Below are 26748 nucleotides of genomic sequence, written 5' to 3' on the forward strand. Positions count from 1 at the left end.
ACCTATTCCTCCTTTTAATCTTCTGATTTCATTAAATCATACATTTCTAAAAACTTTGTGTTGAAGTTGCCTGCCACAAACTTTTCATGATTAAGGAGATTTAAGTGAAACGGAATCGTAGTATCGACACCTTCGATTACAAATTCACTCAGTGCTCGTTTCATGCGGGAAATAGCTTCTTGTCTAGTAGATCCATAGGCAATCACTTTCGCAATCATACTATCATAGTACGGTGGGATCGTGTAACCAGGATAAGCAGCTGAATCAATACGTACTCCTAAACCACCTGGCGGTAAATACATCTTAATTTTCCCTGGTGAAGGCATGAAATTTTTCGCAGGATTTTCTGCATTGATACGGCATTCAATTGCCCAGCCAGTAAATGTAACATCCTTTTGATTATGTTCAAGAGGTTTACCTGATGCAACTAGTATTTGTTCTTTAATTAAATCAATACCTGTTACCATTTCTGTTACTGGGTGTTCTACTTGAATACGCGTATTCATTTCCATGAAGTAAAATGCTTGATTCTGATAATCAAAGATAAATTCAACAGTTCCTGCACCTGTATAATTTACTGCAGCTGCAGCTTTTACAGCAGCATCTCCCATTTTCGCCCGCATTTCTTCGGTTAATACTGGAGATGGTGTTTCTTCCAACAGCTTTTGTAATCTTCGCTGAATCGAGCAATCTCTTTCGCCTAAGTGAATGACATTCCCATAATTATCAGCAAGCACTTGTACCTCTACATGGCGGAAGTCCTCGATATATTTTTCTAAATAAACACCTGCATTACCAAATGCCGTTAATGCTTCTTGCTGGGTAATGTTAATCCCCTTAATCAACTCTTCTTCCGTTTTGGCTACACGGATACCTTTACCGCCGCCACCAGCTGTAGCTTTAATAATTACTGGATATCCTATTTCTTTTGCAAGTTCCATTCCCTCTTCTACATCTTTAATAATGCCTTGGGAACCAGGTACGATTGGCACACCAGCCTGTCGCATTGTTTCTCTTGCAACATCTTTTGTCCCCATTTTATTAATAGCCTCTGGACTAGGTCCTACAAACGTGATTTTGCAATCTCTGCAAAGTTCCGCAAAATCAGCATTCTCTGCTAAAAAACCATATCCAGGATGGATAGCATCACATCCTGTTAAAGTTGCTACACTAATTATGTTTGTAAAGTTTAAATAACTGTCTTTTGAAGCTTTCGGTCCAACACAATATGCTTCATCTGCAATTTGGACATGTAAAGCCTCACGATCAGCTTCTGAGTATATAGCTACCGTTTGAATATCCAGCTCACGACAAGCTCTGATGATACGAACAGCTATTTCTCCTCTATTTGCGATTAATAGTTTTTTTATCATGGATTAACCCCTCTTTGTTACGCCTTTACTAGGAATAATGGTTCCCCGTACTCAACAAGTTCTCCATCTTTTACAAGGATTTCTACAATTTCGCCATCTACTTCTGCTGTAATTTCGTTAAATAATTTCATCGCTTCTACGATACAAACAACAGAATCCTTTGTAACCTTATCCCCCACTTTTACAAATGCAGGAGAGTCTGGAGAGGCTGATTGATAAAAAGTTCCTACCATTGGAGAAGTTATTTTATGTAAGTTATCATCACTTGATTTTGCAGGTGTGTCTGCAACTACACTTTCCACTGCTACTTCTTTTGTTGCTTTTACTTCTTCTGGTTGAAATGTTTTTGTCACAACTGGAGCTTGTGCTGCTATTTCCACCATGTTCTTTTTAATTTCAACTTTCACGCCATCTTGTTCATATAAAAAATTGCTAATAGTCGATTCATCTATTAATTTTATTAGTTCTTTAATTTCTGAAATCTTTAACATATAATTGCACCCCTTAAAACATTCTATTAGGACTAGATACTAATATCATACGATAAGACCTTATGATAATTCAATAAGCATCTTTAAAACATGACTTTTTTGCTACTAAATCTTTTTCCATATTTTTCTCAGAAAGTTAAATCTGTAGGAAATCATCTCTCTTTCTCCCTACTTATCATACCACTATCTTTATAAAATAACTAATCAAAGCTGACCAATTAATCCGAAATCGCTTACTATTATATTTACTTTAAAAAGAGCAAAAATTAATTATCGTGAGGAGGAATGAATAGCAGAAGTTTTTCTCTAATAACCATTATTTTAAAATTCCATGCTTATTCCTTTAACGAGGCTGCTGCTCTTCGTACGCTTTACCGAATTTACTCTTCAATAGTGATAAGATTATGTTAGAGGAAATAGTTGTATTCTTCTTCCTGCTGCTTTTAGTTATTTAAAAAACTGTAGTCACTTTCTAGCAGTGATCTACAGTTTTAAACGTACTATTCGCTTTTCCCCTCTTCTTGTCCTTGCTGCTTCACAGCTCTATTTATTTCGGATCAATTTTTACCGCAACATTTGCATTTGGTGCATCCATATTTTTGCGGACTAGCTGAACGATTTCATTGGCAGCATCTGCAGAAAGTTCTTCTGCTTTCACTGTTACTTTTACTGTGCCATCATCAGCAGTCTGAACAAGTACATCTTCATAGTTTTCTGCTTTAATAAGGCTTTCCATTATCTTTTCATTATCTGTCATTTCTTGTAGTTCGTTGATTTTTTCAGTTGCTTCATTTTTTTCTTCTGCAGTTTTATCTTTAGATCCTTGAATAGTTACTAACTCTTCTTTCATTTTGTCACGTTGTTCCATTAGATCTAGGCGCATTTGTTCAAATACTGCTTCAGAATCAGTAGTAGTAACCGTGCTTTCTCCTTTGCTATCTTTCGCTGCTTCTTCTGCATCATTGCTTTTTCCTTTATTATTATCCTCTGTTGCTGCAAATTCATTTACACGGGATTCCGGTGAAGTAATATAGTATACCGATAACACCACTACCAAGCTTAACATTGTTAACAACCATACCGTTTGCTTTTTTAATAACATCTATTCTTCCCCCTTAGTTTTGTTTAGGTTGTACAGAAACTCTATGACTAGGAACATCCAGCGCCCGAGTAACTGCTTCTACAATCATCGTTTTTACTTTTATATCTCCAGCTCCTTTTGCAACAACGAGAACTCCTGCAATTTTAGGTTTCATCGTCTCCACTACAAGCGGAACTTGTTTATCCCCATTCGGTACTAATACAACTGTTTCTTCATTCGATGTTTCTTCCACATTTCGATTCCCTCCCTGAGTATCCTTTTCTTCTGTTTTCTGGATCGTTTGGGATTGGTTTTTTTCATATACTTTCTTTTCTGATCCTTCTATATTTACATAGACAATAGCGTCTTTAACCCCTGCTATCGCTGATATGGCTTCTTTAATTTCTTTTTTATATTGTTCTTCATAATCAGCAATGGTTAAATTACTACTATTGGCTTTTTGCCCAAATGTCTCTTCCGCCTCTTCAGAAGATGCTTCATTATTATAAGCAGCGACTTCTTGAGCTTTATTGTCTTTAAAGAACATATTGCTTAACAGCATAATGGCTGCTCCAAATAATACAACGATGACAATATAAGTGGTTTTCCCCTGTTTTTTTTCGTTTCCGTCGCTTGACAGAACATTTTTCAACCAGCTTAATGGCCCTTTGTCCTTTTTATCCATTTTTCCCCTCCTCCCCTCCTTCGTACATAATTACAATTGCATCATTTCGCACTTCCCACTTTTCAGAAAGAAAGGAAATAATACTTTCTGTGTCCATTTGCTTTGTTTCCTTTTTATCAAGAAGAGGTTGCTGTGTATCAATTCGAACAGGGTTTACAGCTTCCACAACATTATTGGGATCCTGGCTTTCCTTCATATGAATAACCATTTCAGTTAGATTTGCAGGAAAGCCACCCTCTTTTTCTTTGTCAATTGATAATTGAATTGAATTAATCTCCATTCCGTAATTTGCTATCAACTCCTCATTTGCATCCTCTTTTAATTGGACAGCCATTTTATTTAATGTATATTCATCAAGTGAGGCTTGTATTTCTCTTTTTTTTAATTCAATGGAATTATTCATATTTTTTTGTTCAGGTTCACCCATGGCACTAGCTGAAAACACTGCTTCAAAGTCACTGGATATCAGCTTAAATACAGGTGTTAAAATGACGGTTATTAAGAGCAGGCCTGCGACCATCTTTGCATATTTCTGAAAGGTAGAGTTAGGCAGTAGCATATCTACGACCGTTGCTAACAAAATAAATAGAATAATATTTGTAACCCATTCTGTAATAAAATTCATTCTTTCGCCCCCTTTTTACCTAACCATCATCGTTAGATTACTAGCAACAATGATCACTGTAATGCTTAGAAAAAACATCAGGGATACAATCGCAAGTGCCGCAAAGACATAAATGACACTTTTACTAATAACATCCAAACATTTAATAACAGGCCCGCCGCCAATTGGCTGTAGAATCGCTGCTGCAAATTTATAGATAAAAGAAATCATTAAAATTTTTATGGCTGGAAAAGCTACGAGAAGAAGGAGAATAACTACTCCTGCGATTCCAACCGTGTTTTTTAATAATAACGAAGCATTAATGACTGTATCTGTTGCATCGGTAAACATTCGTCCAATCACCGGGATGAAATTACCAGTTACAAACTTAGCTGTTTTGATTGTAATTCCATCCGTGATTGCAGAAGATGCTCCTTGCACAGAAATTACTCCTAGGAAGATAGTTAAGAAAATCCCTAGAATCCCAATACTAATATTACGCAGCAAATTAGCTAGCTGAGTAACTTTATATTGTTCGGACAAACTGCTGACAACATGAAGCAGCGTTGATAAGAATAATAGAGGCAGCACAATATATTCAATTAACATACCGCTTGTATTCATCAAAAATAATATAACCGGATGGAAGAATGCAGCAGATATGGCACCGCCAGAGGCTGCCATAAGCGCCAGCAATAGCGGGACAAAGGCTAATATAAAATGGGTCATATTCGAAATAGCATCACTGGCATAAGTAATAGCGACATGGAAGCTATTTAATGCCAGAATAATTAAAACCATAAAGACAATCGCATATGCCACCTTACTGATGGAGCTTTTCTCAAATGAATTCTGAAGCATTTGAAGCATGACACTAAAAATAGTCAGTAGAATTAACGAACCTAATAATTTTCCATTTACAATAATCTCGTGGAAAGCAAATTGAAGCATTCCATGAAAGAACCCTTGTAAATCAAAGCTTTTATTCCCTGTCATAAAATCATATAGACTGCCTTTTTGACTTTCTGGGAGAAAACCACCATACTCTGTTTTAATGGAATCCCAAAAAGTTGTTAATTCATTGAGATCCAGAGATTCTAGTTGAGATTCAACTAATTTTGTCGGATCCATTCCTTCTTCCTTTATTTCTTCTGCTGTTTCTGCTTCTTGAGAGTCTGGTGATTCGTGAGGTGAGGCTTGTACAATCGGTTGATATAGAAAAAAGAGAGCTGCCATAACGAGTAGGACGACTTTCAGCTTTGTTTTCAATTTTTTCACCTCGAAATAAGCGGTTTCCTAAGTTAATTGGGAATCATATTTAAAATAGTTTCAACTAAGACGGTTAAGATCGGAACAGCCATTGCCAATATTAATATCTTCCCTGCTAGTTCAATCTTGGATGCGATCGATCCTTGTCCCGCATCTTTTGTAATTTGCACAGCAAATTCTGCAATATAGGCAATACCAATTATTTTTAGAATCGTTTCGACATAAACGGTATTTACTTTTGCATTCAATGCGATTCTTTCCACCATTTGGATGATTGCAGCTATTTGGTCTACAAGAAAAAGAAAGATGGCACAGCCGACAAAAACAACTAATAAAAAGGCGATATTTGGCTTTTGTTCTTTTACAACGAGTGCTAAAAATGTGGAAACAAGTGCAATTCCAACTATTTGAAGAATTTCAATGATGATATCCTCCTTTACCCTTGGAATAAAAATACTGCTTTGATTTTCTGGAATAAGTCATTTACAATATTCGCTACCATAAATAGAATGTAAATAAATCCAAATAATGTAACCCACTGTGCATATTCTTTTTTGCCGACTTGGTCGAGGATTGTGTGTAAAAAAGCAACAACGATTCCAACACCAGCGATTTTGAATATAATATCGACCTCTAAACCCATAAAAGTCTCCTCCTAAACTACATCAATAAAATGACAATCAGCAGACCCGAAAGAAATCCTAAGCTCCTTATCATTTTTTCATATTTCCCTTGTATTTCCCTTGCTTCCTCTTCTTCTCTTTCCAGATGGGTAAGTGTTAACATAATCTGCTTCTGCTGGGAAAAACGATCATGTCTTCCTAATGTTTCTCCAAATTGTTTCATAATTTCTAATTCTGAATCCTTCATCGCTGTTTTTTTCCAAATCTCATGCAAAGAGGCTGTCCATGCCTCTTTCACTGTTGTATCCTCTTTAAGCAGGCGTTCTGCAAAGCTCGCAAAAAAGGAACGTAATGGTTCACTTAATTGTTCAGCTAATCGTCTACTCGCTTCATGCAAGGGGGTATGTCCATACATAATCTCCGCCTCTAAAGATTGCAGAGCAGATTTTAAAGCGCGAATTTGCTTTGGTCTTTGACTTAATAGCTTGGAAAATTCCATTCCACCCCAGCTTGTAGAAGCAAGGATCAAGATTGCACCAATTATTTTAATCATTTATTCCACCTTCATTTCATCCATCAATAACTGGCCTTGTCCATTTTTTATCGCTGTCACAGTCCCAGGACCTTTCCTTCTATTTAATTCAATATAACGTTCGAATATGCCCATTTTTATCATGCTAGAAAGCATTGGTCGTTTTTTTACTTCTTCCAAGCTTGAACCATGTGTAGTCATTATTAATTGAATACCTGCATTCACTGCTTCTAGTATTGCTTCTTCATCCTCTTTCCGACCAACCTCATCCACTATGAGGACGTCTGGACTCATGGAGCGAATCATCATCATCATTCCTTCTGCTTTTGGACAAGCATCCAGTACATCTACACGAGGACCAAATGTCATTTGTGGAATACCATCCAAGCATCCGGCAATTTCAGACCGCTCATCCACAATTCCTACTTTAGCTGGTTTTAACAAAGAATTTTCCGCTTCAGAAGAAATTAATCTAGCAATATCCCTCAATAAAGTCGTTTTCCCGGTCTGTGGAGGGCCAATAATCATCGTATGACGCCATTTCCCTTTATCATATAAATAAGGAATAAATGGGTTAGCAATGCCAATTTGCTCCTTTGCAATTCGAATATTAAAAGATGCTACATCCCTTATTGCCTTAACTTTGCTATCTTGTAAAATGACCTTGCCTGCTAGTCCAATCCGATGTCCACCTTGAATAGTGATATATCCTCTTTTCAATTCTTCTTCCATTGTATAGACCGAATACTGACTGATTTTATTCAATAATTGGTTCCCATCTTCTTTCGAAACAATAAATGGAAAAAAGATAGAACGTCCATTTATAAATACTTCTAAAGGTCTACCTATGCGAACTCGAATCTCTTCCATCCCTAATCTTTCTGATGGAGGGATTGTGAGAATATGATTTTCGATTGCTTTAGGCAAAAAAGAATAGATAGTATTCACAATAGTTCCTCCTTAATGAAATTTCCTAGTTTAAATTGGCTGCTTTGTAATGACATATATAGGATGACTTATTAAAATGTATGCTTGTCTTCTTTTTTTATGTCATCTCTTCATTAATTCAGTTTTTTTTCAGAAAAAAAAGCGACATTTAGTTACAAGTGGTTAAAAATTAGTTTTTTTTCAAATGCTATATAGGATTAAAAGCAAAAAATAAAGGAGGGGAAAAGACTTGAAAAGACTACTTATCGCCTTTCTTTCCATTAGTTTAGGGTTCTTTCTTTCCATGCAAACAATGGTAGAAAAGCCTGCTTTTAGCAAGGAACAACAGAAAAAACCAAAAAATGTTATTTTACTCATCGGTGATGGTATGGGCATTGGACAAATGGAGATTGCTCGATTATTTGAACATGGAGTAAATGGAAGACTTTTTCTAGAAACACTTCCCTATACTTCCATAGTTCATACTTCATCTAGCAATAATCGGGTAACAGACTCTGCTGCTGGAGGAACAGCCCTTGCAATAGGAAGGAAAACAAATAATGGAATGATAGGTATTACACCAGAAGGAAAAAATGTAGATAGTATTTTAGACAAATTTAAAAAGGATGGTAAAAAAACGGCCATCATCACGACAAATTCTGTTACAGATGCAACACCTGCCAGCTTTACCGCAAGCGTCAATAATAGATGGGCAGACCAGGAGGAAATTGCTAAACAACAATTGAATAATAAGGTGGATATTATCATGGGAGGAGGCAAAAAGTACTTTACGCATAAGGATAAACGAGGAATTGATCTTATCGGTGCTTATAAAAAAGCTGGATATGATTTTCTAACAACCGCTGAGGAATTAGAAAAAACGAATGCCCAAAAATGGCTTGGATTATTCGGTGATGCTCATTTGAATTTTCACCTTGATAGAAGTCATATCAAAACAACTGAACCAACATTGGAAGAAATGACGAAAAAGGCATTAGACGTGCTATCAAGTGAACAAAAAGGATTTTTTGCAATGATTGAAGGAGGTCGAATAGATCACGCCTCTCATGCTTCTGATATAACTGGTATATGGAAAGAAACAGTTGCATTTGATGAAGTGGTTAAGTACTGTGTGGAATGGGCGAATAAAAGAAACGATACATTGGTTGTTGTTGCAGCAGATCACGAAACAATGGGCATATCTGCTACAGAAGCGTTAGATATTAGTGGTTTAAAAAAGGTTTCAGCGTCCCCTCATTATATGGCTCAGCAATTAATAAAGAAAAAAACAAAAAATGGCTATACGACAAAAAGCATAAAGAAAGTTTTTAAAGACTATGCTGGAATAGACCTCAGGAAAGATGAGCTGCTTCAGCTGCAAATAAATCCGAAAGTAAATAACGGACAAGTATATCGAGAACAACAAATGGACTGGAAAATTGGCACTATTATCGCGAACCATTATCATGCAGGCATAGTACATCCACTCACCCAGCAGCTTAGTTCAACAGGCGGCCATACAAGCAATATGATTGTTGTATTTGCAGTTGGGACAGGAGCAGAAGAATTTCATGGTGTTTTAGATAACACCGGTATCCCCAGAAAAATTGCTGAGATTATGGGATATGCCTTCTAAGAAATAAAAAGGGAAAGTCCAACCAATTATAACCACTTCGTCATATGCTATCATGAGGTGATATGATATGTTTTCTAAACCAACTTCCGTGACATATATATCAAACGAATTTCGTGCAACTGGTAAAAACATGCACTTTGGGATAGATTTTGCCCACAATGGCATCAATGCAATTAAAGCTTGTGCTGACGGGATTGTCAGCAGATCCTATTACTCGGCAAGTTACGGAGAATGCATTATGATTCTTCATAAAATATCTGGACAAGAATATGAAACAGTGTATGCGCATTTGAAAAGAGGATCTCGAAAAGTGAAGGTTGGCGATTATGTAAAAAAAGGACAAGTTATTGGCATTATGGGAAGTACAGGAGAATCAACAGGTCAGCATTTGCACTTTGAATTACACATTGGTCGTTGGAATATCAATAAATCTAACGCAGTTAATCCATTACCATATTTTGAATTAGATTCTAATACAATCCCTTCACATAATACAGAATATATTGTGAAAAAAGGGGATACCCTGTATCAAATTAGCAGAAAATATAAGACAACGATTAAAGTTCTACGTGCTTTTAACCAGATAGAAAACCAAGATATCATCAAAGTCGGACAAAAAATCAAAATACCTTCCCAAAAGGCTGTCTATTATGTGGTCAAAAAAGGAGATACAGTCAGCCGAATAGCAAAAAATTTTCATACAAGTGCAGGAAAAATAAAGGAATGGAATCAATTGAAAAATGTAGACAAAATTTACCCTGGCCAAAAACTAAGAGTAGGATAAATTATATTTATCCTACTCTTAGATTGTAGACAAACTCTTATTTTTTGGAAATAAAAGACTGAGTTGGGTTTATTTATTAACTTCTTTGAAACAGGGTGTTGCTTTCCGCTATTTAATCGACACACCATTTTCTAAAATAAGCTGTTTATACCAATAATAGCTTTCTTTCGGTATCCTTCTTAAATCCTTTTCTTCATGCTCCGTTCTATTTACATAAACAAAACCGTAACGTTTTTTATATCCATTCAACCAACTTAACAGATCAGTAAAAGACCATGCGCAATATCCGATAATGTCCACTCCATCTGTTATTGCTTTTTTCATTTCTAATATATGATTCTTTAAATAATCAATACGGTAATAATCCTTTATTTGTCCATTCTCAGCAATTGTATCAATAGCACCTAAGCCATTTTCTGTAATAAAAATTGGTAAATCATATCTTGCTTGAACTCTTCTTAATGCTATTCGAAAACCAATTGGATCTATTTCCCATCCCCAATCTGTCTTTTGCAAATATGGATTTTCGACTGCATTAAACATCGGAATCTCTGGAGTAACTGCTTGACCGCTTTTAGGCTGCATTAAATATGGATCAGTTCCTAAAAATTCTTTTTCACAATCCTTGTCAGAAAGCTCCAATCGATTCTGCTGTGCTGTGCCACCATGGTAATAATTAATACCTAAAAAGTCTGGTTTAGCAGATTTTAATAAAATTTCATCTTCTTCCAAAACCGTGGGAGCAATTCCAAGTCTCGCTAGTTGTTTCCTCACAAACCTTGGATAAGTCCCTTTACAATATACATCTAGCCACCAATCATTGTTAAAGGACTCGCCATTTTCTGCTGCCAATACATTAGCTGGATCTGCATTTAAAGGGTACATCGGTCCATATCCAAAACTTGGTCCGATCTTTCCATTCGGCACTAATTCATGAAATAACTTAATTGCTTCCGCATTTGCAAGATTAATAATATGATTGGCTTCATACATTCTTTTTAAATCGGTAACTCCAGGTGGATGTATGGCCCATCGGTAACCAAGTGTGGTGAAAACATTTTGTTCATTCATGGATACCCAATAAGTAACCTTTTTTCCCAATCTACGATATAACACTTCACAATATTTTTTAAAAGCTTTAATTGTTTCTCGAGACTCCCAGCCATTAAAGCGATCCTGTAATGATTGTGGTAAATCCCAGTGATAAAGAGTGATAACCGGCTCAATTTTATTAGCCAATAACTCATCTACTAATCTTTCATAAAATAATAAGCCTGCTTCATTCACACGACCGTCACCATCTGGAATTACTCTGCTCCAAGAAACGCTAAAGCGATATGCCCTTAAACCCATTTCTGCCATCAATCTCACATCATCCTTATATAAATGATAATGATCGACGGCTACATCTCCAGTTGTTCCTTCATATGTTTTTCCTTTTATTTTGGAGAAAGTATCCCAGATAGAAGGCCCTTTCCCATCAACATTCCAAGCACCTTCAATTTGGTACGCAGCTGATGCAGCACCCCATAGAAAATCGGCTGGAAAGTCATCTAGTTGTTTATGGTACATAACTTCTGTCCCTTCCTTTTCCTTAACCCTTCTACTCGTTTAGCCAAGTGTCCATTTTTGTTTGGATGAAACAATCCGGGTGGAATTATTCTCTACTTTCACTTCTGGAGCTGGAGGAATATCCGTTACTCCATGTAAAATAATTTCATATTTATTTATGCCAGTAACCTCTATTTCATACTGCCCGTGCTTTTTCGATAACATGACATTCGCTTGTTTTTCTCCATCTTTGCTATATATCGCAGCTGAAAGGAGTTGGTTTTCATGTAAATCAAATACGTGAATCTTCGGCTTTTCCGTATAATCATATACTGCTTGTTCCCTGCAGCTTCCTTCGATAATAATGCTATTTGGGCGGACCAATAACGGCAGCGTAAAATAATCATACGATTGCTCATACCAATGACCACCCTCATATAATTCTCCTGTTAAATAATTGGTCCAAACTCCTTTTGTCTCTGGTACATAAAAATTAACTTTGCCGTCTTCTCTAAAAATTGGTGCTACTAATAGATTTTCTCCGAGCATGTATTGACGATCTAAAGTATGAGTAGAAATATCATGTGGGAACTCTAAAACCATTGGTCTCATCATAGGTATCCCTTTTTCTGCAGTATATACAGATTGAGCAATTAAATATGGCATTAAACTCAGTTTCAATTTTGTAAAGGTGCGTGTAACCTCCACTGCCTCTTCTCCATACATCCAAGGCACTTTATACTCCCAGCTTCCGTGATAGCGGCTATGGGAAGATAATAGGCCAAACTGCGTCCATCTTTTATAAATATCTGGCGTTGCTCCTGCCTCAAATCCTGAGATATCATGACTCCAATAACCAAAACCGCCAAGGCCAAAAGATAACCCTGCCCGAAGTGTTTCAGCCATTGATGGATAATCAGAAGTACTATCCCCACCCCAATGTACTGGAAACTTTTGCGAACCAACGGATGCAGACCTGGCAAAGACTACGGCTTCTTCTTTGCCGCGCACCTCTACTAACAGGTTATAAACTACTTCGTTATACAAATAGGCATAATAATTATGCATTCTTTCCGGATCAGATCCGTCATAATAAACGCAATCTATTGGAATACGTTCGCCAAAATCTGTCTTAAAAGAGTCGACTCCCATATCAAGCAAAGAGGTTAACTGGGACTGATACCACTTTACTGCTGCAGGATTAGTAAAATCCACAATTGCCATTCCTGCTTGCCACTTATCCCATTGCCAAATATCACCATTAGCTTTTGTTAAGAAGTAGCCTTTTTCCATTCCTTCATCAAATAAAGGTGACTTTTGGCCAATATACGGATTAATCCAAACACAGATTTTTAATCCTTTTGCTTTTAACCTCGCTAACATCTTTTCAGGTTCTGGAAAGATATCTTGATCCCAAGTAAAATTGCACCATTCATATTCTTTCATCCATAAACAATCAAAATGAAAAACTTCTAAAGGAATATCATGCTCTGCCATTCCATCTACAAAAGAAGTAACTGTTTTTTCATCATAATCTGTTAAAAAGGAAGTACTTAACCAAAGACCAAAGGACCATGCGGGCGGCATTGATGGTTTCCCTGTCAAGTCAGTATAATTTTCTAATACTTGCTTTAGATTTCCGCCCCCAATTACATAATATTCCATCATTTCACCAGGTACGCTAAATTGCACCTTCGAAACCTTTTCACTTCCAATTTCAAAACTGGCTTTCCCTGGAGTATTCACAAATACACCATACCCATTGCTGCTTACATAGAATGGAATATTTTTATATGCCTGTTCCGTACCAGTCCCTCCGTCTGCATTCCAAATATCGACTGTTTGCCCGTTTTTCACAAAATTAGTAAACCGTTCTCCTAAGCCATAAATGTTTTCTCCTACACCAATAGACAATTGTTCACTGATATGGGAATCTCCCTGTGGATCTTTAATATATCCTTTACTTCTTGGATTGCTTTCTGTAAGGATTCGTCCCTTATATTTAAAAGTTATCGTAAAGGTTTCTCCCTTTGTCACAACGGCACTTAAATCCCCAGCAACAAAAGAATATGCAGATTCCGATTCTGAAATATCTGGAACAATTTCTTTTTTATTGATCACAAAACACGGCTCAAGTTTTTTTGTTCCTTTATAATGGTACATTCTGACACCGATTATATCTGGATGTGGAGTGAATAGTTCAATGGTCATCATCCCGCCATCTAATGTTGACCCTTTATGATTTATATAGGAAAAAGGAGCATATAAAGTTAAGATATTTTTTGATTGTCTTGTCGAATACACATGTGTAGCATAATTTACTTCAAAACCGTCTTTAACTAACCATCCGCCGTTAAGAAATTTCATTTCTTTCACACTCCCCTTGCTTTAAATGGTTTTCTACTAAAATATAAGCCCCCCATAAACCCGAATCATTATAATGCCTACAAATTTCAACAGGTATAATGAAATCTTGCCAGTAAGGTATCGAGTTTAATGCCTCGTTTATATAAGGATATAGTGCAGGATTTTGACTTATGCCGCCACCAATTAGAACCTTTTCGGGATTGAAAATAACGACAGAATTAAATATCGCTACCGCAACGTACTTACTCCACTCTCTAATTATCGCTTCTACCTTGTAATCATTTGTTAGAGAAAATATTTCTTCACCAGTTATTTCCGCTTCAGGCGGAAGTCTATATTTTTCTTTATAAAGGCTGATAAGTGCACTTGTGGATGCTAACTCATGAAGTGTTTTATTCGGATATTCCCCATAATCTGTAAGCATCATACCTAATTCACCAGCTCGATAAGAGTGACCCTTTATTGTTTGATTCTGATAGTAAATCGCACCGCCTACTCCCGTCCCAAGTGTTAAGAGAATAAAATCATTATTATCAATTGCTGCACCATTATACTTTTCTGCTATAGCGGCGCAATTCGCATCATTTTCTATATAGATTGGACAATCCATTGTTAATCTTCTCTTTACTTCATTTACTATATTTACTCCATTTATAGAAGTAATTGCGCCTGCAAGAATAGGAACTCCATTTACTGTATCAATAAACCCTGGAAAGCTTATACCTATTCCTTTAATAGATGCTAACAGGCTCAATTCTTCTATTTTTGCAGCCAAACTAGATAGAAAACTATCTTTGTCAAACTTATCTGTTTTGAATTTTCCTTTTTGAACAATGTGAGAGTCTTCGATCAATCCATATTTCACATATGTTCCACCTACATCAAAACTTATGACAGCCATTACCAATCTCCCCTTAAAGGGATGAAACATTAGAAAGATAGGAAAAACTATTCTGCTTTGTTCCAACAGTATCGTTTAAAGAAGAAATAGTTTTTATTTCCTCAGATGTTTCACCCATAAAAGTAAATCTTTAATTCTCCCATAACTTCATGCGATCTTTTACTAATCCAGTCATATCCGAACTAGCTTTATCAATCCCCATCTCTTTTAATTTTGTTTGCATTTCTGACCATTTCTGTTCAAACTCACTTGGAGGGGAAATGATAATATCAGTAATTGCTTGTGTTGTGTAGTCGTCTGCCTTTTGTTGAATCACTGTCAAATCACTGCTTGCTGGAATAGCTATTTCAAAAGCACGACCGTGCTTTGTCTGTCCTAATTCATCTGGGGATGGGAAGAAGTCTGCCCACACTTCATGACCATAACTACTTATAACCTCTTTTTCTTCCTCAGTGTAATTCGACATGGCTAATTCTTTCGTATCAGACCTTGATATTGGTTGTCCAGTGGAATCAACTGCTCCTGTTCCCCATTGTGGAAACGGGTAAATATAGTTCCCGACTCCTGTTTTAAGGGAATAATTAGGATCTGTTTGCGATTCTTTAATATCGGTAGCAACACGTTTTCCATCCTTGATTTCATAGTTTTCTCCTTCAATCCCCCAGTTAACTAAGATTTGTGCTTCTTCTGACGCCATCCAGTCTAAAAATTCAAAAGCCTTTTCTTGTTGTTTACTTGTAGAGGAAATGGAAACACCAATCGTACCTGTATATCCATAGTCTTTTGTATCTGGCTGTAAAATACCTTCTTCCAATGTCACAGGAAGTGGTGCGTAAGTTCTCCACGACTGGCCGTCTGCTTTAAGGGCCGCAATTCCATCATTTATATCCCAGTTTTGATCCGCTAAACCTATGACACGACCCGAAGATATTTTTGCGATATATGTGTCATATTTTTGAGTAAAACTCTCTGGATCTACTAATCCTTCATCATACATATGGTTGAGCCATTTAAAGTACTCTTTTACTTTCTCATCTTGGAATTTATATCTTGTCTCGCCTGTACTTTCATCCACCAGCCATTGCCCATCATCTTGATATCCAGATGCATATCCTGCTGGGTTTCCTACTGTAATGAGCCATCTCCAGTCACTACCTAATAAAGATAAGCCAATCGTATCTTGTCCATTGATTTGCGGATACTTTTCTTTATAAGCTTTTAAAGCATTCTCGTAATCTTCTAAAGTTTTAATCTCTGGATAGCCTAATTCTTTTAATACTTCTAATTGTATTTTAAATGTTCCGCTAGGATTTAATACTGTATTCGTCATGCCGCCTGTACCCACATGGTAAATCTGCGGATCTTCTGTATTGTTCTTTAGGCGGACTAGTTGATCACCATACAGAGCTTTCAAATTTTCCCCCTTGTCTTCAATCAGTTCATCTAATGGGATAACAGCTCCAGCATCAATTAATTTATTAAGATCGCCTTTGCCAAAAATTAAGTCAGGATAATCGCCGCTTGCAATCATTAAAGGAACTGCTTGTGTATCGCCACCAACCGGATGAGAAATTTCTAACTTTACCCCTGTTTTTTTGGTAATTTCTTTAGCAACCGGATTATCAAATTTGTCATCCTTCGTTAAATCCGCACTAAAAAACGTTAGGGTTGTAATGTCTCCATCTTGCTCTTTTTCTGAATCAACAGCATTATTACAAGCTGCAAGTAACAGACTTGCCGATAACACTGAACCTGCCATTATGATTTTCTTCCATTTCATTAAAAATCCCTCCTAATAATAAGCAAAATAGGCTAACCTAGCTGATTAATTTTTCACTGCTCCTAATGTTAATCCTGAAACAAAATATTTTTGCAGAAATGGATATACTAGCAATATAGGTACAGTAGCAATAATAGTGATTGCCATCTTAATAGATTCTGGAGTAGTTTTCCCTGCATTTAATTGCTCCATAGCTGAATTACTGACATTTCCCGTTGATTGTGCACTAGCATTGTCTAAAATCTTCATTAATTCATATTGTAGTGTTGTTAGATTAACATTCCCCCTCGCATATAAATAGGTATCGAACCAGCTATTCCATTGACCAACAGCGATAAAAAGAGCAATTGTAGCAATCGCTGGAATGCATAACGGCATAATAATCTTGTAAAATATAACAAAATCATTTGCTCCGTCTATTTTTGCTGATTCTTCCAGTGCATCTGGTAAACTATCAATAAAGGATCTTATAACGATTACATTAAAAGCACTTAGTAATGCTGGAATAAGATAGACAGCAAAACTGTTAATCAATCCTAAATTGCGAATTAAAATATATCCAGGGATTAGCCCGCCACTGACATACATCGTAACGATCAGCAATGTTGTAAGATGTTTTCGAAAGATGAAGTCTTTTCGGCTAATGACATAAGCCATGACACATGTACATAAAACTCCTGCAATAGTACCAATGACTGTTCTTAAAACAGAATTGGTAAAGGCTAACAGCAGTTGATCATTATTGCTGAAGATTTCTATATAGTTTGCAAAAGTAAATTCCCTTGGCAAAATGTGCAATCCACCTTTAGCTGTATCCACTGAATCATTTAATGAAATAGCTAGAACATTTAAAAATGGATAGAGTGTGGCGATAATGATGATGATCATTATTGATCCAATGACTACATCAAAGCCAGTAGGTCGATTTATGCTCTTTTTCTTCCTGAATAAATTTGTCATTTTAGCCTCCTTACATAAGTCCGCCATTCCCTGATTTTTTGGCAATATTATTAAATATAAAGATAAGAATAATACTAACGACTGATTTAAAAATTCCTATTGCTGTACCATAGGAATATCTAAACATACCAATACCGTAATCAAGAGCATACTTGTCCAGTACAAGCGCTTTATCTGCTACGATATTATTTCCAAGCAGCATTTGTTTTTCAAATCCGATATTAATAAGGTTGCCAATACTCAAAATTAATAGTATAAGGATAATAGGTTTGATAGATGGAAGTGTAATGTGGATCATTTGTTTAAACCGACTTGCTCCATCTACCCAAGCTGCTTCATACATTTCTTTATCGATACTCACCATTGCTGCGAGATAAATAATTGCATTCCATCCCATTTCTTTCCAAACGTCAGAGAATGTGACAATATACCAAAACTTATTGGGATCACTCATAAATTGTATTGGGCTATCAATAATATGGAGGGACAATAATAATTCATTCAATGCTCCATTAGTTGAAAGCATGGTAGTTACAATGTTTGCTACAATTACCCACGATACAAAATGCGGAAGGTATGATACGGTCTGTGTAAATTTCTTAAATCTTGTGAACCGGAGCTCATTTAATAAGAGAGCCAGAGCAATTGAACTTGCGGTTCCAAAAACAATCCCTAACCCACCCATTCCCAAAGTATTAATTAATGCCCGATAAAACAATTCGTCCTCAAACAGTGCTTTAAAGTGCTTAAGTCCAACCCATGGAGATCCTAGAACTCCTAATGCAGGCTTATAATCTTGAAAAGCCATTATCCATCCAAAAAGAGGTACATAACAAAATACGATAAGCCAAATTACCAAGGGTAGTGCCATCATGATAAGTACTTTTTGATCTTTCAGCTTTTTCCAGGTGATCTTTTTCTCCTTTTGGGGCTTTTTTTCTTGCTTAACAAGAGGTGCTATCTCCATCTCTCCCCACTCCCTAACTAAAGTAACTTCTTTATAGATAAAGTATAATTGGTTACGCTTTCATTTTTAATAGTAATTCTTAGTGTAGTAAGTAGTAAAAAACAGTGTTTTGAAAGCGTTTAATCTATTGATATATACTTTCAAACAGTAATAAACCAAAAGTGCTCATGATTGAATGAGCACTTTGATAACAGGCAAATTTCTCTTCTAGAAGTACTACTTCAAATTTGCCTCTTGGATATATTTCTAAGCTGCCCTATATAAAGGAATTCAGCCATCTAATTATTCGATTAATCAAATTCATTTACTTGCTTAAGCATCGTTACTAATTGGTCTTTTTTGATAACAAAATCAATATTGCCATTTTCTTTAATAGCGAACATACTATCATTAGTTTTCAATGGATAAAATTCTAGTTTTCGACTATGTTCGCTTCCGTCAGATGTAAAATCGTACGTCATTTTCAAATAAGGGTTATTTTCTAATGCCTCTCCTTTATATTCCTCATTTGCAGATAGTACAGCAATATATTGATATAAATTTCGAAAGTCTGCTTCGTCTATATTTCTATTATTTAATTGAAAGGAAGAAATAATTTTATCTGACTTACTATTAAGTCGATGGAAAGCAGTAATCTGCTCTGATTGTTTGCCTTCAATTGTCCACTTGTTCAAAGCATCTGCCATAATAAGGCACAGAAACTTATCGATAATAGAAAAAGGGTGATTTACTAAATTTTCAATTTGCCCTTTTGGAACGAAAAACAGCTTTTTTTCTTTATTAACGGTCGCATAGTATTGATTATTTTCATCCTTTAGCAATTGTAAAGTATATTCCTTACCCTCTTCTTGAATAATAATCTCCTTCCAATTGGTCAGCTTACTTTGATCGATTTCTTTTAATGGATCTGATACTTTTAAATGTGTAAGTGTAGACAAGATTTCATCCATTTTTTTGTATTCCACTGAATAATCGTGTGAATAATAGTCATGAAGAAACCATCCACTTATAAAGGGTGCTTTTTCGACCGATGAATAAGTAGTTTGTTTACTCAAGGAATAGTGAGCTTGCTTTCCTCGAAATTCAATCTTTTTTATCTGATCTGCTTCTAGTGGAAATGCCTTCCTTTCTGAAAAAATTATCGGTGAGTAGAATTTCACAAGGTTTGGAACATAAGAAAGCTGATAAGTTTGGTTTTGTCTCACTAAATAATATTGATTTTTCTTTTTATATAACTTCATTTGTGATTGATCTGCTGCCACCTCGATTAATAAATCCATTTCCTTCTGCTCTTTCACTTTATCTCCTCTCATACTTGATAAAGCTAGAACAAATTGATTTGCCATATCATCTTGGAAAGTCTGTTCCTTTACAGTCCAATAACTTCCTTCTTTGCTTAGTTTTATCGAACTGTCCTGTTGTTTAATACGCAGCTCACTTGCCTGCTCGATGTTTTTTAAGCTTATGCTGCTTTTTATAGGCGAAGCATGTTCTTTTTCTTGATTGCAGCTTGCCATCAGAAACATTACTAGAGGGATAAAAATATATAGATAGTTTTTTGGACTGATTTTCATTTTTTTAACTCCTTCTCTAGTCGATACAGCACCGGATTTGTATAATACATTAAAATAAAGCCGAACAGGCTAAAAGCAAATAAAAAGGATACAGCGGGGACATAGTAAAAAAAGACAACTAGAATAACAGAAGTGGATAAGTGTAAGAATGCTTTTCCTGGAAATCGCAACAATATAAACGGTCCTGCTTTTAATAATGTTTTCATATTACTTTCAAATCTGCTTAATACACTAAGACCAATACTTGTGGTGATAAAGACAATTGCTAAAAGAATAGCAACTACACAAGCCAGTATTAAATTATTTTTTTGTAGCATATAAAAAAAATCAACAAATAAGATTAAAAGGATGGTTAACTGTATAAACCAATAAATAAAACTGAGTTTAAAATTTGTTTTATAATCCATGAAAAAATCTTTTACCGGAGTGATACTTCCTTCTCTTAACAATCGGCCGTTAGTGGAGAAAAGGGCAGTGAGACTTGCTCCCATAGGAAGAAGCGATATATAAAACAGCATAATATTTTCTAGGGAAAATGGAAAAAGCAATAAAGCAGTAAAGAATAATATGTTACTGAATACAAAACATAGATTCAAAAGAAAGAAAGTGGATATGTAATTTAGAGTTTGATAAAGCTTCCTACTATTCATCGCTTCACCCATTACCTTGTAATTTTCGGTATTCATTTGGTGACATGCCACAATGTCGCTTAAACTTTTTATAAAAATAGTCCAAATTAGCATAACCTGTTCTTTCTGCAATCTCATAAATCATTAAATTAGAATCTTTTAGTAGTTGTTTTGCTTTGCCCATCCGTATTTCATCTAGATATTGAGAGTAGCTTTTTCCAGTTTCTTTTTTGAATTTTTTGCCGATGTAAGCGTTGTTATAATTAAAGTGCTCTGATATAATTTTAAGATTTAAATCTTCCTTATAGTGTTTTTGTGTATATCTTTCTATTTCTTGGATAGTATTAATTCTATTAAAGCTTTCATTCACAATTTGCTGCAACACTCGATAACTATTTTCCATTTCCTTCATTAACTGTTCCATCGTTCTACTTCTTGCGATACTCTTTTCAGCAGTATTTACCACTTCCTGCAAGCGCTCTCTATCTGTTGGATTAATAGTATCTATCACGTTATTTACAACACTTTGGAACTCCTTACTGACATTCCATTTGATTTCATTTTCATGTAGTGAATGATAACGGAAGTTTTCCTTATATTTAAAAAGAGAATTTGCAAGATCTCCATCATACAAAATATCCTTTAACAGCTGCTCTGTTATATTTCCTGTAAAATGAGTTTTGGCTTGTAAACTTTTTATTCTTTCATTTGAAATAAGACCTAAGTTAGCATAAGAAAAGGTAATATCTTTTAACTTTCTTATCTCTTTATATAGCTGTTTCAAATGGCTGCTTTTATTTTGCCATGAAGACTGAAGTATAACTTCCCCTTCTTGACTAGCTATAGACAGCAGTTCCCTTTCCAAGGTATTTAAATCAAAATCATCTAAAATTAGTGTCAATATATACGTATAATCATCGTGTGTTAATAAATAACAAAGAACGTTTTTATTCTCCCTTATTCTTGTCTGAAATTCCCTTGCTATGGATTGGTTTGAAAAACGTATTAAACAAGCCAACCTATATTCTTGTGTACAGGGTGTAAAATCCCCTTCAAAAATATTTTTCCTTAGAACATTGTAGATATCATTATTCGTCTCTTTCTGTTTATCTACTTTTTTTCGTATCCCTAACAATATATCTGTTAATTCATCTTCATCTATTGGTTTTAACAAATAAGATACTGTTCCTAAGCGAATGGCTTTTTGAGCGTAAGTAAATTCTGAATATCCTGATAGAATAATAGAATAAAAAGTTTCTCCTCTTTTTTGGGCAGTCTGTATCATTTCTAACCCGTCCATCTCAGGCATTCGTATATCTGTTATTACTAAATCAGGCTGGTATTCTTTAATTAGTTTTATTCCTTCTTTCCCATTTTGGGCAGAACCAACAATTTCAAATCCATATTCCTGCCAATCAATAATATAAGGCAGCCCCTCTCTAATTACCGGCTCGTCATCAACAATTAGTACTTTTTTCATTATTTACGCCCCCTATGCTTTTATTGGGATGGTAACTTTTACAATCGTTCCCTTCCCTTCTGTACTAGTTATTGTTAGTCCGTATTTTTTTCCATACATTCTTTTTATTCTTTCATTCACATTATTCAAGCCAATACGGTTTCCTATTTTCTCTTTATGTAATATTTGTTGAATTTCGATTAATTTTTCTTTCGGTATGCCTTTGCCATCATCTTGAATAAAAATATGAATAGCTTCTTCCATTTGCACAATATTTATTAGAATAAGCCCACTTTCTACTTTTTCTTCAATCCCATGCACAAATGCATTTTCAACAATAGGCTGCAAGATAAGGGGAAGAATATGATATTGTGCTGTATTTACATCTGATGTAATTTCATATCTTATTCTATTTCCGAAGCGAAGCTGCTGAATTCGCAGATATAGCAGTAAAAAATCAATTTCCTCACTTAATTTCACATATTTCTGCTGATTATTTTCAAGGGATCTTCTTAAAAGTTTGCTTAAAATTTTTACACTTTCTGATACTTCTTTATCCTTATTCTTTAATGCTCTCATCCTTATCATTTCTAATGTATTATAAAGAAAATGTGGATTAATTTGGCTCGCCAATAATTTAAATTCCGATTCCTTCTGCTGCAGCTGCCAGTTTTTTTCTTGTAATTGATGCTGATAATTTTTATGTAATAATTCTCTTAAGCTTTCCATTGTTGTATAGAGCTGATTATAGATATCTCTTATTTCATCATTGCCATCAATCGTTATCGGAATATCAAAATCACCGTTTGCCACTTTATGCATAGAATCTTTTAATTGTAATATCCTTCTATCCATGGAACTCGTATATCTTTTAATAACAAATAATACTAGTAACATAACAAGACCGATAATTGTATAGCTCTTTATCATTATTTTATTTACTTCGTTCAATATTTCTTGATTATTCATTACTGTCACTACTTGAAAATGATTCGTAATGGACTTAGGCAAATCTAACATCTGCCCATAAAATATAAATGGTTTTGTGTCTTTCATTTCAATGGAATAAGTATCCCCAACATTTATTGGATGATTTTTCATTTTGTTTTGCAATTGTTTTGTTAAGTATTTTTTTGGTGTATGGTTCGTATATTGAAAATTCGTTAGCTTTTTGTCTAATAGTAATGCGTTATCAATTGTTGCTGAATTTAATATATCCATTAACAATAACTCATCTACATAAATGGCAAGAACACCAAGAAACTGATTTTCCAAGTTATATACGCTTCTGACTAATGCCAAAAAAGGTTTCTCTGTTACTGGATCTACTAAATTGTACCAATAAATCTTTCCTTTTCCCTGTAGAGCCATTTCATACCACTCCGTCTCTTTTATTTGTTCATCTGCAAAAACGAAGTTCGAATTGGTCATAAATGATTTATTATCTACAAAAAATCGAATATTGGCTAAATTACTATGATACCTAAGAAAATAATCAAATAAAGTGAATTCATTATACCCTTCAATCATTTCCTTAGGATTGGCATACCTTTTTGTTACTAGCTCTTCCAAGCCTTCATCCTGATATATCCAATCTGATATTTGGATAATGGAAGTGAAATTATCTTCTAACCCCTTCCTTACTCTTTCGGTTTCAACCAGTATATCTCTTTCTCGAGACTCGATCATATCCTGCCTTATATTTATTGTTAAATAAATACCTACAATAAATATTGGGATAACTACACTTAAGAACATTAGCATCAATCTTTTTTTTATAGGTATAAATTTACTATGCATCTTTTATCGCCTCTTTACTTAGACAACACTATTTTTTAGGAGAAGACGATATCCATGTCTTATTCGTTATTGGACTGCACATCACAACTTATCGCAAGAACTAATCAAATACTTATCTTTTTTCCAATGTATCAAAAGTACAAGTCCAAGTATATTGCCACTTACTTTTGTTTATCAGTTTTTGATCTGAGGTCTCTTTTTTCACATCATAATGATTACCCAAATTCACATTTGGAAAGCGATTTTCCCGTTTTTCTAAAATGACCGAAACATTGCCCTTTTCTAAATCCCATTCTAATGCTTGAACATAAAGATTATCAGGTAAATAGATACCAGTAGCCTTTCCTCTGCTTAAAAAGTATGGGACCGTCTTTAAGATGGTGACACTATCATTATGTTCCGGGTAGATTAGGCAATCATGAATTACTTTTGGCAAAGAACCATTTGCATCTACATTAAATATATTTTTATCGCGATAATGGGCAGTCGCCAATGAATCCATAAATGCATTTTCCAACACAAGTGCTTCCAATGATTCTGTTACTTCTTTTGTTTGCTCTAAACTTATCGCACACATTGCTGCATGCATTCTCCCATGGGAAGACGTTGTATCGCCTTCCAAATTATTTAACCAAGAATCCATTCGTTTTCGAAAAGCTATTTTTGCTGATTCCCATAATTCCGGTGTATCTTGATTAATCTCTTTTGTTTGGAACAGTGGATACAGATTGGAAAAATGACGATGATTGTCATTCTCTACTGTACTTGGATCTAGCCATTCCGCTATACCACCATCCTCTAACAAACGGTAAGGTGGAATTTGTTCATATAATTGTTTATAAATCTTTGCCACTTCGTCACCCAATTGGGTTTTCGCCTCAATATAGTACTTTATCACACTCTTAACAATCGCAATATCCATTGTTGTATTGTCTCCCATTCCATTTTCAGCTGAATAGCTTGGGGACAAGCGAAGTTTTCCTTCTTTACACTGCGCAAAGTCTATATAAAATGCCAGCACTTCTTCATAAAAAGGGATGCATTCATGTTTCAAAAAAGCTGCATCTTTTGTATAATGCCAATATTCATAATAAAAATAAGCGAGCCATCCGGCCCCTGATATCCAAAAAATGAGCGGCCATTCTTCATTCCAATGAACATGTTTTGCTGTAGTACTGGCATGTACAGGTACCAAAAATCCATGACAACCATAATAGGATTGCGCATTTTCTCTAAAATCTGGGTAATACTGTTTTAATCGTTCAAAAAAGCTGCGATATTCTGTAAAATAGCCACTGCTTGCTAATGATGAAATAGCCAGCTGGACATTTGTATCAAATGTATAATCACCACTCCAAGCAGGATGTAAGGTTCCCGACCATATTCCCTGCAATGTTGGAATTCCATTTGCCATTGATTGAATGACATATCGTGATGCTTGATAAAAAAGCTGCATAAATACTGGTGTTATTTGTTTTCGAGTTCGCATTTCTGAGAGAACTTCTTCAAGATAAATAGTTTCTTGTTCATCCGTTAATAACAGTTTGACAGCGTTAAATTTTTTAGAAAAACACTTTTTGTGTTCTATAATTGCCTTTTCATAACAATGGACTTGTCTTTCCTCTTTGTCTTTTTCGACGTATTGGATTGTAAAATAGATGGTGGTAGAATCATGAAACATCAGGCTATCTCTTTGAGGGATGATTCTCCCATCAGCGGAATCTATAGACCAGATTACATCATAGCCTGTTTGATCTTGATATCTATGTTCCCATTTTAACTGATCATTCGCTGCGACAGTTATCTTCTCTTTCATTTTCATTTCTTTCCAATTAACTGGAATAACGCTTCCAGTTAACGGTTTTTCACTTTTAATTTTACCAAAAATACAATTTTCCTTTTTGGAGGCAAATAAGGTTTCTTCTACCTTGCCTCCTATTGAAGAATTATAAGTTACTTGTATCATTCCATTTTGAAAATCAATGATCCGCTGATAATTTTCTATTGAATCTTGCTTAATCTCTATAAGGAACCTAGCAGCTGGTATAAAAGGATCACTCATCGTTAAACCCTCATAGCCTTGTTCTTGGGCTTTCTCATAAAAATAACTAATTCCTTCCCTATAGCCTTGCTTATCTATAATGGAGCGAAGTTCTTCTAGATGGGGAGCTAAATATGGCAGCTTTTGCATTTGATTATCTTTTAGAAATAGGTCTTGTACTGTAAAATCCAAATAAGTGACACTTGGAGTTCCATATAGAACTAGCCCCATTTTTCCATTTCCAATTAATAGGCCATCTTCCCAACGATCAGCGATGGAACGATTAATTAATTTTGTCATCATTAACTCTCCCCTTTCTTTTAAATAAGTTATTTCGATGATTTATAATGAACATGAACTTTTCACCATTTTTCTTACGCAGCATTGTTTCTAACCCTCTGGTAGATGATATTGCGAGATCTATAGTCCATCTAACACTAGCTCAAGTAAAACTCCCTTCCCCTAATTCCTAGCATTGTATCTACATAAAACGCTTGTCCCTTACCTAAATAATGTTTGATTACAACAGATGTATATGGATAGAATTTTCCCTCTCCATAGGTCGCGAATACTTTTTCCCTTCGGAATAAATAATATTACACTGCGCTCTGCAGTTGCTTGATTAATCATTTCCAAAATTTACCTGATAGTTTTTTTGTCGGAAGAGCATGAAATCCCTCTAAAATATGGTTGCGCTTACATATTTTAATAATA

23 protein-coding genes are annotated in these 26748 nt (G+C 35.2%); 2 read left to right on the forward strand and 21 right to left on the reverse strand.

The window, feature by feature from the left end:
* Window positions 1–14: 14 nt before the first annotated feature.
* The 10 genes from accC to spoIIIAA all read right to left on the reverse strand — a co-directional run bounded on the left by accC (window position 15) and on the right by spoIIIAA (window position 7606).
* Window positions 15–1373, reverse strand: a complete 1359-nt coding sequence (accC, locus tag BCI01S_RS09775; protein WP_047941128.1) for an acetyl-CoA carboxylase biotin carboxylase subunit — start codon at window positions 1371–1373, stop codon at window positions 15–17.
* A 17-nt stretch (window positions 1374–1390) separates the two neighbouring features.
* Window positions 1391–1864: an acetyl-CoA carboxylase biotin carboxyl carrier protein gene (gene accB / locus BCI01S_RS09780; protein ID WP_047941129.1), complete on the reverse strand. Its 474-nt coding sequence runs from the start codon at window positions 1862–1864 to the stop codon at window positions 1391–1393.
* A 547-nt stretch (window positions 1865–2411) separates the two neighbouring features.
* Window positions 2412–2966: a SpoIIIAH-like family protein gene (locus tag BCI01S_RS09785; protein ID WP_047941130.1), complete on the reverse strand. Its 555-nt coding sequence runs from the start codon at window positions 2964–2966 to the stop codon at window positions 2412–2414.
* Window positions 2967–2979: 13 nt separating this feature from the next.
* The gene (spoIIIAG, locus tag BCI01S_RS09790; protein WP_047941131.1) at window positions 2980–3630 is read right to left on the reverse strand and encodes a stage III sporulation protein AG; all 651 of its coding nucleotides are present in this window, start codon (window positions 3628–3630) and stop codon (window positions 2980–2982) included.
* Window positions 3623–4255, reverse strand: a complete 633-nt coding sequence (gene spoIIIAF / locus BCI01S_RS09795) for a stage III sporulation protein AF (protein ID WP_061798454.1) — start codon at window positions 4253–4255, stop codon at window positions 3623–3625. The genes spoIIIAG and spoIIIAF overlap by 8 nt, the downstream gene beginning before the upstream one ends.
* 15 nt (window positions 4256–4270) lie before the next feature.
* The gene (gene spoIIIAE / locus BCI01S_RS09800; protein WP_082810041.1) at window positions 4271–5512 is read right to left on the reverse strand and encodes a stage III sporulation protein AE; all 1242 of its coding nucleotides are present in this window, start codon (window positions 5510–5512) and stop codon (window positions 4271–4273) included.
* Between the two features lie 23 nt (window positions 5513–5535).
* A complete protein-coding gene (gene spoIIIAD, locus BCI01S_RS09805; protein WP_047941134.1) occupies window positions 5536–5931 on the reverse strand; it encodes a stage III sporulation protein AD in 396 nt (131 codons plus the stop codon).
* 8 nt (window positions 5932–5939) lie between these two features.
* Complete coding sequence (gene spoIIIAC / locus BCI01S_RS09810; RefSeq protein WP_016204918.1) at window positions 5940–6146, reverse strand: stage III sporulation protein AC; 207 nt, start codon at window positions 6144–6146, stop codon at window positions 5940–5942.
* Between the two features lie 17 nt (window positions 6147–6163).
* Complete coding sequence (spoIIIAB, locus tag BCI01S_RS09815) at window positions 6164–6679, reverse strand: stage III sporulation protein SpoIIIAB (protein ID WP_047941135.1); 516 nt, start codon at window positions 6677–6679, stop codon at window positions 6164–6166.
* Window positions 6680–7606, reverse strand: coding sequence for a stage III sporulation protein AA (gene spoIIIAA, locus BCI01S_RS09820; RefSeq protein WP_061798456.1), 927 nt, complete (start codon window positions 7604–7606; stop codon window positions 6680–6682).
* 229 nt (window positions 7607–7835) lie between these two features.
* Between spoIIIAA and BCI01S_RS09825 the strand changes: the two genes are divergently transcribed.
* Together BCI01S_RS09825 and BCI01S_RS09830 are read left to right on the forward strand one after the other, a co-directional pair.
* A complete protein-coding gene (locus tag BCI01S_RS09825) occupies window positions 7836–9221 on the forward strand; it encodes an alkaline phosphatase (RefSeq protein ID WP_061798458.1) in 1386 nt (461 codons plus the stop codon).
* A gap of 67 nt (window positions 9222–9288) precedes the next feature.
* Window positions 9289–10005 carry a M23 family metallopeptidase gene (locus BCI01S_RS09830; RefSeq protein ID WP_053215601.1) on the forward strand — a complete coding sequence of 239 codons (717 nt, stop codon included), beginning with the start codon at window positions 9289–9291 and terminating at the stop codon, window positions 10003–10005.
* 108 nt (window positions 10006–10113) lie between these two features.
* On the opposite strand, the gene BCI01S_RS09835 is transcribed toward BCI01S_RS09830, so the two are convergent.
* The 11 genes from BCI01S_RS09835 to BCI01S_RS09885 form a co-directional block, all read right to left on the reverse strand.
* Entirely contained in the window at window positions 10114–11577 is a 1464-nt protein-coding gene (locus BCI01S_RS09835) for a glycoside hydrolase family 1 protein (protein WP_061798461.1), read from the reverse strand.
* 39 nt (window positions 11578–11616) lie between these two features.
* On the reverse strand, window positions 11617–13923 hold the full coding sequence (gene yicI / locus BCI01S_RS09840; protein ID WP_061798463.1) for an alpha-xylosidase: 2307 nt from the start codon (window positions 13921–13923) through the stop codon (window positions 11617–11619).
* The gene (locus BCI01S_RS09845; protein WP_061798465.1) at window positions 13910–14824 is read right to left on the reverse strand and encodes an ROK family protein; all 915 of its coding nucleotides are present in this window, start codon (window positions 14822–14824) and stop codon (window positions 13910–13912) included. The genes yicI and BCI01S_RS09845 overlap by 14 nt, the downstream gene beginning before the upstream one ends.
* Before the next feature lie 130 nt (window positions 14825–14954).
* Complete coding sequence (locus BCI01S_RS09850) at window positions 14955–16604, reverse strand: ABC transporter substrate-binding protein (RefSeq protein ID WP_047941143.1); 1650 nt, start codon at window positions 16602–16604, stop codon at window positions 14955–14957.
* Between the two features lie 45 nt (window positions 16605–16649).
* Window positions 16650–17564: a carbohydrate ABC transporter permease gene (locus BCI01S_RS09855; RefSeq protein ID WP_061798467.1), complete on the reverse strand. Its 915-nt coding sequence runs from the start codon at window positions 17562–17564 to the stop codon at window positions 16650–16652.
* A 10-nt stretch (window positions 17565–17574) separates the two neighbouring features.
* Window positions 17575–18531: an ABC transporter permease gene (locus BCI01S_RS09860; RefSeq protein ID WP_061798469.1), complete on the reverse strand. Its 957-nt coding sequence runs from the start codon at window positions 18529–18531 to the stop codon at window positions 17575–17577.
* A gap of 290 nt (window positions 18532–18821) precedes the next feature.
* Window positions 18822–20105, reverse strand: a complete 1284-nt coding sequence (locus tag BCI01S_RS09865) for a hypothetical protein (RefSeq protein WP_047941146.1) — start codon at window positions 20103–20105, stop codon at window positions 18822–18824.
* Window positions 20102–20791 (reverse strand): DUF624 domain-containing protein, encoded by a 690-nt coding sequence (locus BCI01S_RS24730; RefSeq protein ID WP_235844477.1) that lies wholly within the window; start codon window positions 20789–20791, stop codon window positions 20102–20104. Before BCI01S_RS24730 ends, BCI01S_RS09865 begins: the two co-directional genes overlap by 4 nt.
* A complete protein-coding gene (locus BCI01S_RS09875) occupies window positions 20760–22214 on the reverse strand; it encodes a response regulator transcription factor (protein WP_047941148.1) in 1455 nt (484 codons plus the stop codon). The genes BCI01S_RS24730 and BCI01S_RS09875 overlap by 32 nt, the downstream gene beginning before the upstream one ends.
* 12 nt (window positions 22215–22226) lie before the next feature.
* Window positions 22227–23993 (reverse strand): cache domain-containing sensor histidine kinase, encoded by a 1767-nt coding sequence (locus tag BCI01S_RS09880; RefSeq protein WP_061798475.1) that lies wholly within the window; start codon window positions 23991–23993, stop codon window positions 22227–22229.
* A 112-nt stretch (window positions 23994–24105) separates the two neighbouring features.
* Window positions 24106–26337: a glycosyl hydrolase family 95 catalytic domain-containing protein gene (locus BCI01S_RS09885; RefSeq protein WP_082810044.1), complete on the reverse strand. Its 2232-nt coding sequence runs from the start codon at window positions 26335–26337 to the stop codon at window positions 24106–24108.
* Between the last annotated feature and the right edge of the window lie 411 nt (window positions 26338–26748).

Source organism: Niallia circulans NBRC 13626 (assembly GCF_001591585.1).
Lineage (GTDB): Bacteria > Bacillota > Bacilli > Bacillales > Cytobacillaceae > Niallia > Niallia circulans.

Excerpts from the sequence above, each read along its gene's own strand:
- BCI01S_RS09835 (WP_061798461.1), bottom strand. The coding sequence starts at position 11,577 with ATGTACCATAAACAACTAGATGACTTTCCAGCCGATTTTCTATGGGGT.
- accB (WP_047941129.1), bottom strand. The coding sequence starts at position 1,864 with ATGTTAAAGATTTCAGAAATTAAAGAACTAATAAAATTAATAGATGAA.
- accC (WP_047941128.1), bottom strand. The coding sequence starts at position 1,373 with ATGATAAAAAAACTATTAATCGCAAATAGAGGAGAAATAGCTGTTCGT.
- spoIIIAF (WP_061798454.1), bottom strand. The coding sequence starts at position 4,255 with ATGAATTTTATTACAGAATGGGTTACAAATATTATTCTATTTATTTTG.
- spoIIIAC (WP_016204918.1), bottom strand. The coding sequence starts at position 6,146 with ATGGGTTTAGAGGTCGATATTATATTCAAAATCGCTGGTGTTGGAATC.
- yicI (WP_061798463.1), bottom strand. The coding sequence starts at position 13,923 with ATGAAATTTCTTAACGGCGGATGGTTAGTTAAAGACGGTTTTGAAGTA.
- spoIIIAG (WP_047941131.1), bottom strand. The coding sequence starts at position 3,630 with ATGGATAAAAAGGACAAAGGGCCATTAAGCTGGTTGAAAAATGTTCTG.
- BCI01S_RS09845 (WP_061798465.1), bottom strand. The coding sequence starts at position 14,824 with ATGGCTGTCATAAGTTTTGATGTAGGTGGAACATATGTGAAATATGGA.
- BCI01S_RS09850 (WP_047941143.1), bottom strand. The coding sequence starts at position 16,604 with ATGAAATGGAAGAAAATCATAATGGCAGGTTCAGTGTTATCGGCAAGT.
- BCI01S_RS09875 (WP_047941148.1), bottom strand. The coding sequence starts at position 22,214 with ATGAAAAAAGTACTAATTGTTGATGACGAGCCGGTAATTAGAGAGGGG.
- BCI01S_RS09865 (WP_047941146.1), bottom strand. The coding sequence starts at position 20,105 with ATGAAAATCAGTCCAAAAAACTATCTATATATTTTTATCCCTCTAGTA.
- BCI01S_RS09880 (WP_061798475.1), bottom strand. The coding sequence starts at position 23,993 with ATGCATAGTAAATTTATACCTATAAAAAAAAGATTGATGCTAATGTTC.
- BCI01S_RS09860 (WP_061798469.1), bottom strand. The coding sequence starts at position 18,531 with ATGGAGATAGCACCTCTTGTTAAGCAAGAAAAAAAGCCCCAAAAGGAG.
- BCI01S_RS09885 (WP_082810044.1), bottom strand. The coding sequence starts at position 26,337 with ATGATGACAAAATTAATTAATCGTTCCATCGCTGATCGTTGGGAAGAT.
- spoIIIAB (WP_047941135.1), bottom strand. The coding sequence starts at position 6,679 with ATGATTAAAATAATTGGTGCAATCTTGATCCTTGCTTCTACAAGCTGG.
- BCI01S_RS24730 (WP_235844477.1), bottom strand. The coding sequence starts at position 20,791 with ATGAATACCGAAAATTACAAGGTAATGGGTGAAGCGATGAATAGTAGG.
- BCI01S_RS09830 (WP_053215601.1), top strand. The coding sequence starts at position 9,289 with ATGTTTTCTAAACCAACTTCCGTGACATATATATCAAACGAATTTCGT.
- BCI01S_RS09785 (WP_047941130.1), bottom strand. The coding sequence starts at position 2,966 with ATGTTATTAAAAAAGCAAACGGTATGGTTGTTAACAATGTTAAGCTTG.
- BCI01S_RS09855 (WP_061798467.1), bottom strand. The coding sequence starts at position 17,564 with ATGACAAATTTATTCAGGAAGAAAAAGAGCATAAATCGACCTACTGGC.